The following is a 15,848-nucleotide window of genomic DNA, read 5'->3' on the forward strand; positions in this document are numbered from 1 at the left end:
TCGTAGCAGGAGTGAGAGGCTCCTCACCAGGGCCGAACCCAAGGAGATGAACGACAGATGCAATACCTGGTTTCCGTGATCGACGACACGGCCGGCCTCGCGACCCCGGACGAGATGGAGGCCATCAACGCCTTCAACGACAGGCTCGAGGCGGACGGCCACTGGGTCTTCGCCGGTGGCCTCGCGGCGCCCAGCTCGGCCACCGTCATCGACAACCGCGGCGAGGAGGCGATCGTCACCGACGGTCCCTTCCTGGAGTCGAAGGAGCACCTCGCCGGCTTCTGGATCCTCGAGGCGGCAGACCTCGACGTCGCCCTCAAGCTCGCTGCCGAGGGGTCGAAGGCCTGCAACCGGAAGATCGAGGTGCGACCGTTCCGGTGAAGGTCGACGTCCAAGAGACGATCACACGGGTCCACCACGAGGAGTGGCACCGGGTGGTCGCCTCACTGACCAGGCGTTTCGGTGACCTGGACATAGCCGAGGAGGCCGCTGCCGAGGCGTTCGCGACCGCCGTCCAGCGGTGGCCGGCCGACGGCGTGCCTCCCAACCCCGGCGCCTGGCTGACCACCACTGCCAACCGCAAGGCCATCGACCGCATCCGGCGCGAGAACAAGCGCGACGGCAAGCAGAGAGAGGCTCAGCTGCTGCACGACGACGAACCGCCGGAGCCTCTCGGCGCGATCGCCGACGAGCGGCTCCGGCTGATCTTCATCTGCTGCCACCCGGCGCTCGCGATGGAGACCCGCGTGGCGTTGACGCTGCGCATGGTCGGTGGGCTGACGGTGCCCGAGATCGCCCGCGCCTTCATGGTGACGGAGGCCGCCATGGGGCAGCGGATCACGCGCGCGAAGGCGAAGATCAGGGCCGCTCGCATCCCTTATCGGGTGCCGTCCGCGGAGGAGCTCCCCGCACGGATCTCCGGCGTGCTCGCCGTCCTGTTCCTCGTCTTCAACGAGGGCTACATGGCGACCGGCCCCGACACGGATCCCGTGCGTCAGGAGCTGACCACCGAGGCGATCCGGCTCGCTCGGCTGATCCGTGCCCAGCTGCCGGAGGACGGTGAGGCTGCCGGGCTGCTGGCACTGATGCTCCTCACCGAGGCCCGCCGCACCGCCCGGGTATCGGCGAGCGGCGAGCTGGTCACGCTCGGCGAGCAGGATCGTGGGACCTGGGACACGGAGCTGGTCGCCGAGGGGCACCAGCTGGTGCGCGAGCGGCTGGCCGCCCACGTGGCGCCGGGGCGGTACCAGATCCTCGCCGCGATCAGCGCCGTCCACACCTCCGTCCGCGACGCACGTGACACGGACTGGTCGCAGGTCCTCGCCCTGTACGACCAGCTGGTCCGCCTCGACCCCTCGCCGGTCGTCGCCCTCAACCGGGCCGTCGCGGTCGCCGAGCTCGACGGCCCGGAGCCGGCCCTGGCGGCCGTCGACGAGCTCGCGGACGAGCTGGCCGGCTATCACGCCTACCACGCGACGCGCGCCGACCTGCTGCGCCGCCTGGGCCGCGGCACGAGCTCGCGCGCGGCGTACGACAGGGCCATCGAGCTGGCGGGCAACACCGCCGAGATCGCCTACCTGACGCGCCGCCGCGACCAGCTGGGGTAGCGCCCGCACAGGGCGGGGCCGGGTCGACGCCTGCCCCGCATAGGCTGGGACGATGAGCCAAGCCACCGACCGGCCCCGCCTGGGCATGCGAACCTCCTCGGGCTGGGTGATCGGCCGGGTCGGCGGCGTCCCGGTCGTGCTCGCGCCGTCGTGGCTGCTCATCGCCGCCGTGCTGGTGCTGCTGTACTACCCGGTCGTCTCCAGCTATGTGCCGCGCGCCCCGACCGGCACGGTCGTGCTCACCACGCTGGCGTTCGTCGTCATGCTCTTCGTCTCGGTGCTCGTCCACGAGCTCGCGCACGGACTCACCGCCGCACCGCTCGGCGCCCGCGCACGCGAGTACGTCGTGACCTTCTGGGGCGGCCACACCGCCTTCGACCGGGAGCTGCCGGGGCCTGGTTCCTCGGCCCTCGTCTCGATCGCCGGCCCGGCCGCCAACGCCGCCCTGGCGGGCCTCGCCTGGCTCGTGCTCGAGACGGTCGGCCTGGACCGGCTCGACATCACCGCCTGGCTCGTGCTGTTCGCTGCCGTGATCGCCAACGGCATCGTCGCCGCGTTCAACCTCCTGCCCGGGCTGCCGCTCGACGGCGGCCGGGTCCTGGAGTCGCTCGTCTGGAAGATCACCGGCGACCGGGCCCGCGGCACGGTGGTCGCCGCCTGGGGTGGCCGCGTCGTCGTCATCGGCGTGCTGCTCTGGTTCCTCGTGGTGCCGATGCTGCGGGGCGGCCGTCCGGACCTGACCAGCGTGATCTGGGTGGTCCTGCTCGGCTCCTTCCTCTGGGCCGGCGCCAGCCAGGCGCTGCGCGGCGCCGGCATGCAGCGCGCCGCGGCCGCCGTCGACCTGCGCTCGCTGGCCGTGCCGACCGTCGTGCTGGACGCCACCGCCTCCCTCGCGGCGGCCGACACGGTCCTCTCCGGCGGCGGGGCCGCCGTCGTGCTCGTCCATGCCGGCCGGCCCGTGGCCATGCTCGATCCCTCCGCCGTCGCCGCCGTGCCGCCCGAGCACCGGGCCACCACCTCGCTCGGGTCCGTCGCCCGCACCCTGGCGCCCGAGCAGGTCGTCGCGCCGCTGACCGGCCCGTCCGCCGTCGCCGCGGTGGCCAAGGCCCAGCGTCACGGACCGGCCGTGGTGCTGCACGACGGCGTCCAGGTGCTCGGCGTCGTCGAGGTGGCGGCGGTGGCGCGCGCCATGGGGATCCGCGGAACGTAGACTCGCCCGTCGTGACCAGCGAGCCCGACGCCCAGCCAACCGCCGAGACCGACGCCACCGACGCCGTGACCTCACCCGCCGACGACGCTCCCGACGCGGCGACCGACCTTCCCGGCGGCCCCGCCCGGCGGCGCGGACCGCTCCGGGCGGGGGAGCGGGTGCAGCTCACCGACACCAAGGGCCGCCTGCACACCATCCTGCTCACCACGGACGGCTACTTCCAGAGCCAGCGCGGCTCCTTCCGGCACACCGAGCTCATCGGCAAGCCCGAGGGCACCGTGCTGACCACCGCCACGGGGCACCAGCTCCTCGCCCTGCGCCCGCTGCTCAGCGACTACGTGCTCTCGATGCCGCGCGGCGCCGCCGTCGTCTACCCCAAGGACGCCGGCCAGATCGTGCAGATGGGCGACATCTACCCCGGCGCCCGCGTCGTCGAGGCCGGCGTCGGCTCCGGGGCGCTGAGCATGAGCCTGCTCTCCGCGATCGGGGAGCGCGGCCGCCTGCTCTCGGTCGAGCGCCGCGAGGACTTCGCCGAGATCGCCGTCGGCAACGTCGAGTCCTGGTTCGGCGGAACGCACCCGGCGTGGGACGTGCGCGTCGGCGACCTCGCGGACGTGCTGCCCGGCGCCGTCGAGCCCGGCACGGTCGACCGCATGGTCCTCGACATGCTCGCCCCCTGGGAGAACCTCGAGGTCGCCGCGGACGCCCTGGTCCCCGGCGGCGTGCTCGTGGCCTACGTCGCCACCGCCACCCAGCTGAGCCGCTTCGCCGAGGACGTGCGGGCCACCGAGTGCTTCACCGAGCCGCACGCGTGGGAGTCGATGGTGCGCACCTGGCACCTCGAAGGGCTGTCCGTGCGCCCGGACCACCGGATGATCGCCCACACCGGCTTCCTGGTCACCACCCGGCGCCTCGCCCCCGGCAACACCCCGCCACAGCGCACCCGCCGTCCCGCGAAGGGGGCGTACCCGGCCGACGGCGACTGGTCGCCCGAGGACGTCGGCGAGCGGGTCATCTCGGACAAGAAGGTCCGCCGGGTCCGTCGCGACATCGCCCGCCGCGCCGAGATCGAGGAGAGCGGCATGGCCAGCCGGCCGGGCTCGCGGCCGTCGGGCACGGGCGCCCCGGTCACGCCGTCCTCGTCCGGCCCGTCCGCCCCGCCGGACGTGCCGACGGGCGGCGCGGGCGCACCGGTCGCGCCTTCACCCGCGAACGCCCCGACGGCGGTGACGCCGGCGAGCCCCGACGTCGCGGGACCGTGACGGCGTGACCGAACCGACGGCGCCGACCGTGACGCTGCGCCCCCTTCTCGTGCGCGATGCCGACGTCATCGGGTCCTGGGCCGCCGACCCCCAGTTCTGCCGCGAGGCGGACTGGACCGTGGGCCTGTCCGTCGAGCGGCATGTGGACTTCTGGGAGCACGTCGCCCGGACGCCGCCCGCAGGCCTGATCCGCCTTGCCGCGGTCGTCGAGGCCGAGCTCGTGGGCTACGTCGACCTGCACGGTGACGAGCCGGGGCGTCGTGAGCTCGGGTTCACCGTCGGTGGTCGCGAGCGTTGGGGACGTGGGCTCGGTGTCCGCGTGGCTGCTGCCGGCCTGTCCTGGGGATTTCGTGAGCTCGGCCTCGACGAGGTCTGGGCGGAGGCGTACGACGCCAACGAACGCTCGGTCCGCATCCTTCGACGCCTCGGCATGCGGGAGACGGGCCGGGGAGATGCGGGGACGTACCTCGACCGCCCGACGTACTACCGCCAGTTCACGATCACGGCGTCCGACCGGTAGGGCGCCCGGACCGGGCGAGACACGAACAGCGCCGATGGCGCTGAAACCCGCTGCCCGCGCTGAAACCTGCGGCTCGCGCCGAAACCTGCGGTCCGCGCCGGCACACCTGCGGGCGCGACTGCAGGTGTCGGGAGGGAACAGCAGGTGTGACGCGATGGGCGAGGCGCAGCCAGGACGCCGCACCGTGCGGGCCGGCCACGAGCTCGCTGTCCTGAGAGCACCGTCACGTGGACGCCCCCGGTGCGCCGTCGGCGGTGCGGCATAGGCTGGATCGGTACCGAGGAAGGGACCGTCATGGCAGAGGCCGACCGTTTCAGCGAGGCACGCGCACGCGAGCTCGAGCAGCAGGCCATCTCGCTGGCGAGCAAGAACGAACGGCTCGCCCAGGCGCTCGACACCGCCCGTCAGCGGCTCGTGCAGCTGCAGGACCAGCTCGACTCCGTCTCCCAGCCGCCCGGCTCCTACGGCACCTTCCTCGCCGGCCACCTCGAGGAGCGCGAGGCCGACGTCTTCGTCGGCGGGCGCAAGATGCGCGTCGCCGTCTCCGCCGCGGTGCCGCTGGGGGCCCTGCGCCCGGGGCAGGAGGTGCGGCTCAACGAGCAGCTCCTGGTGGTCGGCGCCGGCACCTTCGAGACCACCGGCGAGATCGTCACCGTCAAGGAGGTCCTCGACGGCGACCGCGTCCTCGTCCTCGCCCGCAGCGACGACGAGCGCGTCATGCGCCTGGCCGGTCCGCTGCTGAACACCAACGTGCGCGTGGGCGACGCCCTGACGGCGGACATGCGCACCGGCTTCGTCTCCGAGCGGGTCGTGCGCTCGGAGGTCGAAGAGCTGCTGCTCGAGGAGATCCCGGACACCGACTACTCCGACATCGGTGGCCTGGGCCCACAGATCGAGCAGATCCGCGACACCGTCGAGCTGCCGTTCCTGCACCCCGAGCTCTACCGCGAGCACGGCCTCAAGCCGCCCAAGGGGGTGCTGCTCTACGGCCCGCCCGGGTGCGGCAAGACGCTCATCGCCAAGGCGGTGGCCACCTCGCTGGCCACCACCGCCGAGGCCCGGCGCACCGAGCGCGGCGAGCGGGTCGCGCACGCGGGCGTCCGTGAGCCTGTCGGCCACGAGGCGCTCGGCCACGAGCCGGGGGCGCGCGAGGCGGGCGAGGGGTCGCCGCGCAGCTACTTCCTCAACATCAAGGGCCCCGAGCTGCTCAACAAGTACGTCGGCGAGACCGAGCGGCAGATCCGGGTGATCTTCGCCCGCGCCCGCGAGAAGGCCGCCCGCGGGATCCCCGTGGTGATCTTCTTCGACGAGATGGAGTCGCTGTTCCGCACGCGTGGCACCGGCGTCTCGTCCGACGTCGAGACCACGATCGTGCCCCAGCTGCTCAGCGAGATCGACGGCGTCGAGAAGCTCGAGAACGTCATCGTCATCGGTGCGTCCAACCGCGAGGACATGATCGACCCGGCCATCCTGCGCCCGGGCCGCCTCGACGTGAAGATCAAGATCGAGCGGCCCGACGTCGATGGCGCCAGGGAGATCTTCGCCAAGTACCTCACCACCGAGCTGCCGCTGCACGCCGACGAGCTCGCCCGCCACGACGGCGACCCGGCCGCGACGGTGGACGCGATGATCGACACCGTCGTCGGCGCCCTGTACGACGACGGCCCGGAGAACGAGTTCCTCGAGGTCACCTACGCGGGCGGCGACAAGGAGGTCCTGCACTTCAAGGACTTCGCGTCCGGCGCGATGATCGCGAACATCGTGGACCGCGCGAAGAAGCGGGCCATCAAGGACCTGCTCGCCTCCGGCGGGCGCGGGCTGCGCACCGAGCACCTCCTCGGCGCGCTCGCCGCCGAGATGCGCGAGAACGAGGACCTGCCGAACACCACCAACCCGGACGACTGGGCCCGGGTCAGCGGCAAGAAGGGCGAGCGGATCACCTACCTGCGAACCCTGAGCACCGGCCGCGCCGACCCGTCCGCCGCCGGCGTCCGCGCGCCGGCCACCGGGCACAACGGGTCCGTGCCTGCCGGGGAGCCGGTCACCTCCGGGCCCGGCCGCGCGATCGACGCCGAGGGCATCGAGACCATCACGCCCGCCGCGGGCTACCTGTGAGCGGGAGGATCGCGTGAGCGTGCACCGCCCCATGGGCATCGAGACCGAGTACGGGCTCATCGAGCCCGGCAACCCCGACGCGAACCCGATGGTGCTGTCGGCCCACGTCGTCGCCGCCTACGCCGCCAACCCCGGCAGTGCCGGTCGCGGCGGGCACGTGCGTTGGGACTACGCCGGCGAGGACCCGCTCGCCGACGCGCGCGGCTTCCGCCTCGACCGTGCCGCCGCGCACCCCTCCCAGCTCACCGACGACCCCGCGCACCCGGCCCCGCCCGCCGAGGACGACGGCGTCCGGACCACAAGCGTGCGCCGGCCCAGCGCCGCCGAGCTCGCCCTCCCCACGGCGAACAACGCCGTGCTGAGCAACGGGGCGCGGCTGTACGTCGACCACGCCCACCCCGAGTACTCCAGCCCCGAGGTCACCAACCCCCTCGACGCGGTGCGCTGGGACCGGGCCGGTGAGATGGTCATGCGCGGCGCGATGGACGCCCTGCACGCCACCAGCGCGCTGCCGGACGTGGTGCTGTACAAGAACAACGTCGACGGCAAGGGCGCGGCCTACGGCACCCACGAGAACTACCTCGTGCGCCGCGAGGTCGACTTCGGCGACATCATCCGCTACCTCACGCCGTTCTTCGTCACCCGCCCGATCTTCTGCGGCGCCGGCCGGGTGGGGCTGGGGCAGCGCAGCCAGGTCCCGGGCTTCCAGATGTCTCAGCGCGCCGACTACGTCGAGAACGACGTGGGCCTGGAGACCACCTTCAACCGGCCCATCATCAACACCCGCGACGAGCCGCACGCCGACGCCTCCGCGTTCCGGCGGCTGCACGTCATCGGCGGCGACGCGAACCTCTTCGACGTCTCCACCTACCTGAAGATGGGCACCACCTCGCTGGTGCTGTGGCTGCTGGAGAACGACGCCGTACCGATGGCCCTGGACGCGCTGATGGTCGCCAACCCGGTGGGGGAGACCTGGGAGGTCAGCCACGACACCACGCTGACGCACCGGCTGACCCTCAGCGACGGGCGTGAGATGACCGCGCTGGAGATCCAGCGCGAGTACCTCGAGGTCGTCGCGGACGCCGTGCACCAGGCGGCGCCTGCCGGTGGGGTCGACGTCGCCACCGCCGACGTGCTCGAGCGGTGGGCCGGCGTGCTCGACAGGCTCTCCACGGACCCGGCCAGCGCGGCCGCCGAGGTGGAGTGGGTCGCCAAGCTGAGCCTGCTGGACCGGATGCGCGAGCGCGAGCAGCTGCCCTGGGACCACCCCAAGCTGCGCGCGCTGGACCTGCAGTGGGCCGACCTGCGTCCCGAGCGCTCGATCGTCGGGCGGCTCGCGGCGGCCGGGCGGGTCGAGCGGCTCGTGCCCGACCACGACGTCGCGACCGCCGAGCACACCCCGCCGGCCGACACCCGCGCCTGGTTCCGCGGTCAGGTCGTCTCGCGCTACCCGGGCCAGGTCGCCGGTGCGAGCTGGGAGTCAGTGGTGCTGGACGTGCCGGGCAACGAGCACCTCGTGCGCGTGCCGATGCCCGACCCGCTGCGCGGCACCCGCGAGCACGTCGGGGCACTGCTCGAGCGCTCGGACACCGCCGCCGAGCTGCTCGCGAACCTCACCGCGCCACCGGCGTCCTAAGATCGGATCACTACCCCCTTCGAGGAGGGACACAGAACATGGCAGAGCAGGAACAGCGCCGGACCACCCGCCGCGACGACCCGGGCCCCGAGCCGATCGACCCGCCCGTCGCCGCCGCCGCGCAGGCACGCACCCAGGAGGTCGACAGCCTCCTCGACGAGATCGACTCCGTGCTGGAGGCCAACGCCGAGTCCTTCGTGCAGGGCTTCGTGCAGAAGGGCGGCCAGTGACCGCCAGGCGGATCTTCGGGGTCGAGACCGAGTACGGCATCACCTGCGCCCCGCCCACCGGGCGGGGCGCAGCCGCGAGCGGGGCCGTCCAGGACGGTGACTCCCACAGGACTGCGGCCGACGGCGACGGCTCCGCCGTCGTGACCGCGGACGACGCCGCCCGCTACCTGTTCCGCAAGGTCGTGCAGTGGGGGCGCTCGTCGAACGTCTTCCTGCGCAACGGCGCCCGTCTCTACCTCGACGTCGGCTCGCACCCGGAGTACGCCTCCGCGGAGTGCGACGACGTCCACCAGCTCGTGGTCAACGACCGTGCCGGGGAGATGATCCTCGACGAGATGACCGAGGACGCCAACGACCTCCTCTTCGAGGAGGGCGTGCCCGGCACGATCCACCTGTTCAAGAACAACGTGGACTCCGCCGGGAACTCCTTCGGCTGCCACGAGAACTACCTCGTCCGCCGTCGCCGGGACTTCCAGGCCATGGGCGAGGCGCTCGTCCCGTTCTTCATCACCCGCCAGGTGCTCACCGGTGCCGGGCACATCCGCGTCCGGCCGGGCGGGCGGGCCGCCTACGCCTTCTCGCAGCGCGCGGACCAGATGTGGGACGCGATGAGCTCGGCCACCACCCGGTCGCGCCCCATCATCAACACCCGCGACGAGCCGCACGCCGACGCCGACCTCTACCGGCGCATGCACGTCATCGTGGGCGACTCCTCGGTGGCCGAGACCACCACGATGCTCAAGGTCGGCATGACCGACCTCCTGCTCGGCATGCTCGAGGACGGTGCCAAGGTCCGCGACCTGGCGCTCGCCGAACCGATGCGTGCCATCCGGGAGATCTCGCACGACACCACCGCGAAGGTTCCGGTCGAGCTGGCCAGCGGCCGGCGCATGAGCGCCCTGGACATGCAGGAGGAGTTCTACTCCCGCGTCACCGGCTACCTCGACGACCACGGGCACACGGCCGAGCTGAGCGGAGTCCAGCGGCGGGTGCTGGAGCTGTGGGAGCGGGGGCTGCGCGCGCTGCGGAGCGAGGACCCGACCCTGGTGGACACCGAGCTCGACTGGGCCGTCAAGGCCCGGCTCATCGAGAGGTACCGCGCCAAGCACACCCTCGCCCTGGACGACCCGCGGGTCGCGCGGCTCTCGCTGGCGTACCACGACATCTCCCCGCGCCGTGGCCTGGCCACCACGCTGGCGCAGCGCGGCCTGATGGCCCGGATCACCACCGACGAGGAGGTGGCCGACGCCGTCTCGACCCCGCCGTCGACCACCCGGGCGAAGCTGCGGGGCGACTTCGTCGCGGCCGCCCAGGACCGCCGTCGGGACATCACCGTGGACTGGGTGCACCTGAAGATCAACGACGCCGCCCAGCGCACGGCCGTCCTCAAGGACCCCTTCTCCCCGGTGGACGAGCGCGTCGACGCACTCATAGCGGCGCTCGAGGTCTGAGCGTGGCCGGGCCGGGCACCGGTCCCGACGCCGGCGCCGGTCCGGGCACGCACGTGGGCGGGTACGCCGGACTGGTCGCCGGGCGACGTAGGCTTCCCGCGTGGAGCAGTACCGAGAGCGCACGCGCCGCGCGTGGGGCAGGAGCCGACGACGGATCGCCGCCGCCGTCGCCGCGCTGACGGTCGCGGCCGCTGTCGCGGCCTGCACGGAGGACCCCGTGCGCAACGAGGAGACCCGCGAGGACATCACGGTCTCCGGCAGCTTCGGGTCCGTGCCGGTCGTGACGTTCGACCCGCCGCTGCCGCTGCAGGAGTCCGAGGTCGAGACCCTCATCGAGGGCGACGGGCGCCGGCTCGCGTCCGGCGAGCCCGTGCTGCTGACGCTGACCCCCTACGACGGCGACGACGGTGAGCTGGTCGAGGATCGTGAGATCGGCGTGGCCCGCACGCTGATGCTCACCCCCGAGGACGTCGGCGAGGACCTGTACCCGGTGCTCTCCGGCTCCACGGAGGGCAGCCGGCTGCTCGTGCGCCAGCCCGTGGTGGAGAACGGCGAGGAGCGGATGCTCGTCCTGGTCATCGACGTGCGCTACACCCGGGCACGGGGCGAGCCGGTCGAGCCCCCCGAGGGCCTGCCGACCGTGACCCTGGCCGACGACGGCGCGCCGAGCATCACCGTGCCGGACACCGATCCGCCCGACGAGCTGGTGATCGCCCCGCTGATCCGGGGTGAGGGCGCCCAGGTGCGACCGGGGCAGGACGTCACCGTGCAGTACACCGGTGTGGAGTGGGACTCCGGCGAGCCCTACGACTCGACGTGGGAGACCGGCAAGGTCCCGCAGACGGTCAACATCGACGAGACGATCGACGGGCTGCGCACCGGGCTGGTGGACCAGCAGATCGGCTCCCAGGTGCTGCTGGTCATCCCGCCGGGCCTTGCGCACGGCACTGACACGCTCGTGCTCGTGGTGGACATCCTCGCGGCCTCCGGCGGCGACGAGGACTCCGTGGTCGGCGGCGCGGGAACCGCGGACTCGGGTGACGAGTCCGCTCAAGGCTGAGGAGCCCACCCGGGGGAGGGCCCCGCCCAGGGGTGAGGAGCCAGCCCGTCGAGCGGACGGTCGAGGCCCCGCCCGGTCGATGTGCGGGGGGCGTCGTCACCCCGAGAAGAACGTGGTCAGCTCCGCAGCGACGCGTTGCGGAGCGGTGTCGACACCCTCGTGGCCCACGCCGTCGAGCGTGACCACGGTGGAGTCGGACAGCGTGCCCGTGAGCCGTTCGGTGATGGTGCCGGCCCAGCCGGGGCTGTCGCCGCCGAGAAGGAGCAGGACGGGCTGCGGCACGCTGTCGGCGATCCGGTCGAGGTCTACCGCGGTCAGTGCCTCCGCCTCGCGGGGAAGGGTTGCGGCGACGACCTCGAGCGCGTCCGCGGCGACCGACGTGTCGCGCATGGCAGCAACCGTCTGCGGGCTCAGGCCGATGACCTCGATGAGGAAGCTGGCCATCGCACGGCCGGGCTGCCCGCCGGCCACCATCGCGGTCGCCCTTTCCACCCACTGCCGGGGGACCGTCTCGGGTCCCGGAGGCTCGTAGAGGGCGATCCGCCGAAACGGTGCGCCGGCGGCAGCAGCACCGAGAACGCACACTGCACCGATGCTGTGCCCGAAGGCGTCGACGGGGCCGCCGTGGCGTTCGGCGAGGTCGCGGGCCACGACGGCCACGTCCTGGAGCTCGGAGGTGAGGGAGTACTGATCTCCGTCGCCGCTTCGGCCCCTTCCTCGGCGGTCCATCGCCGACACGGCGTGGTGGAGCGTCAAGAACTGCCAGAGGTGGTGCCAGCGCGTCGAGCTGGTCATCCCTCCGTGCACGAGAAGCAACGGTGGCCCCGCTCCGGCCGAGACGGTCCAGATCGGTGTGCCGTCAGCGCTCTCGATCGTCCGTTCCTTGCCATCGATCATGTGTTTCCCCCGGGGGGTGACGCCGCTAGCCGGTGCGGACCACCAGATCTGCTCTGGTGCGGGCGTCGCGTGCCTCGAGCAGCGCCTGCTCCTGCGCCCGCCAGTCCTCCCACCGGTCCGCCCAGCTCTCGGCGTCGCGTGCCATCGCACGCTCGCGGCGCACCGTCTCGGGGGCGTCGAGCCAGACCAGGAGGTCGACGAACGGCGCACAGACGGCCGAGCCCGCGCCGCAGCCCTCGACGACGAGCACGCGGGGGAGCGGGGCGCCGGCGGCCGGTACCTCGAGGGGTCCGTCCACCTGGCCGGCGTGCCAGTCGTAGCGCCGCACCCGACCGGGGATGCCGCGGGAGAGCGGCTCGAGCACCCCGGCGGCCACGACGCCGAGCCCGACGGCGAGGCCGTGCCACCCGCGGTAGGTCTCCTCGAGCGCGAGGACGGCGACGGCGCCCGGGGCGTCGAGGTCCGGGAGCCCGCGGAGCTGGGCGGCGGTGTCCGCGGCGAGGTCGGACTTGCCCGCCCCGGAGCGCCCGTCGATGCCGAGCACGAGCGGCCCGCGGCGGTCGTGGCCTGCCAGGGCGGTGCGCACGAGACCGCAGACGGTGTCCACGACCGCGGTACGGTCGGCGACGTCCGTGCCGTCCTCGCGACCGGCGCCGGCGGGGCGAGCTGAACCCTCGGTGCCGTACGGACCGTCGGTTCCGTCCGTGCGGCCGCCCGGCACCGTCGACTCCGGTTCGTGGACCGTCATCCTCGCGACGGTACTCCGCAGCTAACCTGATCGGCAGTGGATCCGGTGGGACGGCTGGTGGAGGAGCAACGATGAGTGTCTCGGTGCGGGTGATTCCCTGTCTCGACGTCGCCGACGGGCGCGTCGTCAAGGGCGTGAACTTCCAGGGGCTGCGCGACGCCGGCGACCCCGTCGAGCTGGCCCGCACCTACGACCGCGAGGGCGCCGACGAGGTGACGTTCCTGGACGTCTCCGCCTCCGCCGAGGCACGGGCGACCACCATGGAGGTCGTCGCCCGCACCGCCGAGGAGATCTTCGTGCCCCTGACCGTCGGCGGCGGCGTCCGTTCGGTGGCCGACGTCGACCGCCTGCTCAAGGCAGGTGCGGACAAGGTGGGCGTCAACACCGCCGCGATCGCGCGGCCCGAGCTGATCAGCGAGATCGCCGAGCGGTTCGGCAGCCAGGTCCTCGTGCTCTCGGTCGACGCCCGCCGGTGCACCGGTGACACCCGGACCGAGTCCGGCTACGAGGTCACGACCCACGGCGGACGCCGCGGCACGGGCATCGACGCCGTCGAGTGGGCCGTCCGCGGCGCCGACCTCGGGGCGGGGGAGATCCTGCTCAACTCGATGGACGCCGACGGCACCACAGCAGGGTTCGACCTGCAGATGCTCGACGACGTCCGCTCTCAGGTCCGGATCCCGCTCATCGCCTCGGGCGGTGCCGGCACGGCCGAGCACTTCACCGAGGCGGCGCAGCACGGCGCCGACGCCGTCCTCGCCGCGTCGGTGTTCCACTTCCGGACGCTGACGGTCGCTCAGGTCAAGGAGCACATGCGCCTGGCCGGGATCCCGGTGCGGTAGTCCCGGCCGGATCCCGGTGCGGTGGTCCCGGCCGGAGCCCGGTGCGGTAGTCCCGGCCGGAGCCCGGTGCGGTGGTCCCGGCCGGGATCCAGCTGCGGTAGTCCCCGTCGGTCTCCGCTACCCCGTGTAGACGTCGACCACCATCCGCACGGGATTCTCCAGCCACTCGACGTGGTACGGGCGGACCCGGTCGAGCCCGATGCCGAAGTCGCTGACACCTTCGAAACCGCCGAGGGCCCGCGCCTCGCGGAGCGCGCGGAAGTCCTCCGGCAGGACCCGGCGGGGTCCGGAGAACGGCGGCCGGTCCGCCGGCTCACCGGTGTCCCAGGCACCGAAGACGATGTGGATGAAGGCACCGCCCTCGAACGAGGGCTGGACGGACTCGCCGGTCTCCTCGTTCCGGATCAGGTCCACGTACTGTGCCGTCCAGCCGGGGATCTCACCCGGGCCACGGAACTCGAGGACGACCCGGTCGAAGCACCCGTGCTCGCTGACGCGCATCGAGGCGCCCGTGACCGTGCTGAGGTCCGCGAAGGGGTTGGTCCCGGACGTCTGGTCCGCCGTCGTCCCGACGGGCTGGCAGCTGCCGCGCCGGACCCCGAGGGTGTCGACGGCGTCGGCGTTCCAGTCCCCGGCGAACACGGCGTCGCCGGCGCGTCCGTAGACCGCCTCCCGGTCGGCCGCGCCGCCGCCCAGGGCGTCCTTGAAGAGGTACAGGCTGCCGCGCCGGACCGCCAGCGAGTCGTCACCGTCGCCGTCCCAGTCTCCGACCACCACCTCGTCGGAGACCCGCCCGTACGGAACGAGTTGGTCGGCGGGACCGCCGCTCAGGCTGTTCTTGACGTGGTAGACGTTGCCGCGACGTACGGCCAGCGTGTCCACCCCGTCGCCGTCCCAGTCGCCCACGAGGACGACGTCGTCGGCCCGCCCGTAGGGCACGAGCCGGTCGGCCGGCCCGCCGCTGAGGCTGTTCTTGATGTGGTAGACGTTGCCACGGCGGACCGCGAGCGTGTCGTCTCCGTCGCCGTCCCAGTCGCCGACCAGCACGACGTCCGAGGCGCGTCCGTACACCACCGCGGCGTCCGCGTCGCCGCCCGCCAGGGCGTTGCGCAGGAAGTACTGGCTCTGCCTGCGCACCGCCAGGGAGTCGACGCCGTCGCCGTTCCAGTCCCCGACGTAGGCACGGTCGCTCGACCGGCCGTAGAGGAAGTGGTGGTTGGCCGGCCCGGCGAGCGCGTCGTTGAGGAAGTACTCGCTGCCCGATCCGCCGATCTCGTCACCCTTGGCGTGGGCGGTGCCGGTGATGCCGACGACGCCGAGGAGGGCGGCGACGCCGAGCGTGAGGAACCTCAGGACCATCGTGTTTCGTGCCGCGAAGGGGTTCCTTCGCGCCGAGCGCTTCATCGCGCACCCTCTCTCTCGAGCAGGCCCGCGCGCCCCGAACGGCAGAGGGGCCCACGCGATCAACGGTAGATCCGCGAACGCCCCGTGCACCAGAGTTGCCGCCGGTCTCTCTCGCGCGGCGGGCATTCTCGACGGTCCGGCGGCAGCCCGCTCGAAGCCGGGCGGGGCGAGGTGGTCCCTGGCCTCGGTGGTGGTCAGGGGGCCGACGAGCCGGCCGGAGTCACCGGGAAGTCGTCCTCGAAACGCCGCAGCGTCTCCGGGGCGCCGACGACGTCGACGTCGGCCGCGGCCCGACGGCCGGCGGAGTGCAGCGCGAGCTCGACCGGATCGCCGACGACCACCACGGCGTCGTGCGCCTTCTTCACGACCTTCCGGGGACCGCCCGGCACGGCGAAGACCACCCCGACGGGGCTCGAGCGGTAGCCGAGCCTCGCCATCGTCGGCACCTGCTCCCAGATCGCACGGACCAGATCGGTCGGCAGCACCCGCGGCTCGGCCGGGTCGCTGCCGGCTCGCCGCACGTCCTCGTGGTGGATCACGTACTCGAGCAGGTGCGCGCGGTCGCCGGCCCAGCGCATCGGCGACCGGGGTGACAGGCCCGCCGCGAACCGCTCGACGAGAGCGAGGTAGCCGTCCTCGGTCCGGGCCTCCTCCACCAGCCGGGTCAGGTAGCGCTCGCTCCCCGGTTCCCGGTGCGAGAGCTTGTCCACGGCGTCGTGCAGCGGGCTGTGCTCACGCTGCACCAGGTGCGCGGCGAGGTGCCGCACGGTCCAGCCCTCGCATAGGGTCGGCGCGTCGGGGTCGGCGTCGCGCAACGTCTCCGCCAGCGCTTGGCGTTCGAGCTCCATCCAGGCCATGACCCCTCC

14 protein-coding genes and 1 pseudogene are annotated in these 15,848 nt (G+C 73.0%); 11 read left to right on the forward strand and 4 right to left on the reverse strand.

Annotated elements, in window-relative coordinates:
• The first annotated feature begins 57 nt into the window (after window positions 1–57).
• The 10 genes and pseudogenes from GD748_RS10630 (at window position 58) to GD748_RS10675 (ending at window position 11,091) form a co-directional block, all read left to right on the forward strand.
• Complete coding sequence (locus GD748_RS10630; RefSeq protein WP_152195195.1) at window positions 58–381, forward strand: YciI family protein; 324 nt, start codon at window positions 58–60, stop codon at window positions 379–381.
• Window positions 378–1,607, forward strand: a complete 1,230-nt coding sequence (locus GD748_RS10635) for an RNA polymerase sigma factor (protein WP_152195196.1) — start codon at window positions 378–380, stop codon at window positions 1,605–1,607. Before GD748_RS10630 ends, GD748_RS10635 begins: the two co-directional genes overlap by 4 nt.
• A gap of 52 nt (window positions 1,608–1,659) precedes the next feature.
• Window positions 1,660–2,817 carry a site-2 protease family protein gene (locus GD748_RS10640; protein ID WP_152195197.1) on the forward strand — a complete coding sequence of 386 codons (1,158 nt, stop codon included), beginning with the start codon at window positions 1,660–1,662 and terminating at the stop codon, window positions 2,815–2,817.
• A 65-nt stretch (window positions 2,818–2,882) separates the two neighbouring features.
• On the forward strand, window positions 2,883–4,079 hold the full coding sequence (locus GD748_RS10645; RefSeq protein WP_193312942.1) for a tRNA (adenine-N1)-methyltransferase: 1,197 nt from the start codon (window positions 2,883–2,885) through the stop codon (window positions 4,077–4,079).
• A gap of 4 nt (window positions 4,080–4,083) precedes the next feature.
• Window positions 4,084–4,599, forward strand: coding sequence for a GNAT family N-acetyltransferase (locus GD748_RS10650; RefSeq protein ID WP_152195199.1), 516 nt, complete (start codon window positions 4,084–4,086; stop codon window positions 4,597–4,599).
• 294 nt (window positions 4,600–4,893) lie between these two features.
• Window positions 4,894–6,570: pseudogene (arc, locus tag GD748_RS10655) on the forward strand (proteasome ATPase); the annotation flags it as partial.
• Between the two features lie 157 nt (window positions 6,571–6,727).
• Entirely contained in the window at window positions 6,728–8,350 is a 1,623-nt protein-coding gene (gene dop, locus GD748_RS10660; RefSeq protein WP_152195201.1) for a depupylase/deamidase Dop, read from the forward strand.
• A 38-nt stretch (window positions 8,351–8,388) separates the two neighbouring features.
• Window positions 8,389–8,580 carry a ubiquitin-like protein Pup gene (locus GD748_RS10665; protein ID WP_152195202.1) on the forward strand — a complete coding sequence of 64 codons (192 nt, stop codon included), beginning with the start codon at window positions 8,389–8,391 and terminating at the stop codon, window positions 8,578–8,580.
• On the forward strand, window positions 8,577–10,031 hold the full coding sequence (gene pafA / locus GD748_RS10670; protein WP_152195203.1) for a Pup--protein ligase: 1,455 nt from the start codon (window positions 8,577–8,579) through the stop codon (window positions 10,029–10,031). The genes GD748_RS10665 and pafA overlap by 4 nt, the downstream gene beginning before the upstream one ends.
• Window positions 10,032–10,131: 100 nt before the next feature.
• Entirely contained in the window at window positions 10,132–11,091 is a 960-nt protein-coding gene (locus GD748_RS10675) for an FKBP-type peptidyl-prolyl cis-trans isomerase (protein WP_152195204.1), read from the forward strand.
• A gap of 96 nt (window positions 11,092–11,187) precedes the next feature.
• Here GD748_RS10675 and GD748_RS10680 read toward each other — a convergent pair whose 3' ends face one another.
• On the reverse strand, window positions 11,188–11,988 hold the full coding sequence (locus GD748_RS10680; RefSeq protein WP_152195205.1) for an alpha/beta fold hydrolase: 801 nt from the start codon (window positions 11,986–11,988) through the stop codon (window positions 11,188–11,190).
• Between the two features lie 25 nt (window positions 11,989–12,013).
• The gene (locus tag GD748_RS10685; protein ID WP_152195206.1) at window positions 12,014–12,736 is read right to left on the reverse strand and encodes a nucleoside/nucleotide kinase family protein; all 723 of its coding nucleotides are present in this window, start codon (window positions 12,734–12,736) and stop codon (window positions 12,014–12,016) included.
• A 71-nt stretch (window positions 12,737–12,807) separates the two neighbouring features.
• On the opposite strand from GD748_RS10685, the gene hisF reads away from it, so the two are divergent.
• Window positions 12,808–13,578: an imidazole glycerol phosphate synthase subunit HisF gene (gene hisF, locus GD748_RS10690; RefSeq protein ID WP_152195663.1), complete on the forward strand. Its 771-nt coding sequence runs from the start codon at window positions 12,808–12,810 to the stop codon at window positions 13,576–13,578.
• Between the two features lie 117 nt (window positions 13,579–13,695).
• Here the strand turns inward: hisF and GD748_RS19510 are convergent, their stop codons facing one another.
• Window positions 13,696–14,937 (reverse strand): AMIN-like domain-containing (lipo)protein, encoded by a 1,242-nt coding sequence (locus GD748_RS19510; RefSeq protein ID WP_193312918.1) that lies wholly within the window; start codon window positions 14,935–14,937, stop codon window positions 13,696–13,698.
• 239 nt (window positions 14,938–15,176) lie between these two features.
• On the reverse strand, window positions 15,177–15,839 hold the full coding sequence (locus tag GD748_RS10700; RefSeq protein WP_152195207.1) for a TIGR03085 family metal-binding protein: 663 nt from the start codon (window positions 15,837–15,839) through the stop codon (window positions 15,177–15,179).
• Window positions 15,840–15,848: the final 9 nt, after the last annotated feature.

This window comes from Georgenia subflava (assembly GCF_009193155.1).
GTDB classification, from domain to species: Bacteria; Actinomycetota; Actinomycetes; order Actinomycetales; family Actinomycetaceae; genus Georgenia; species Georgenia subflava.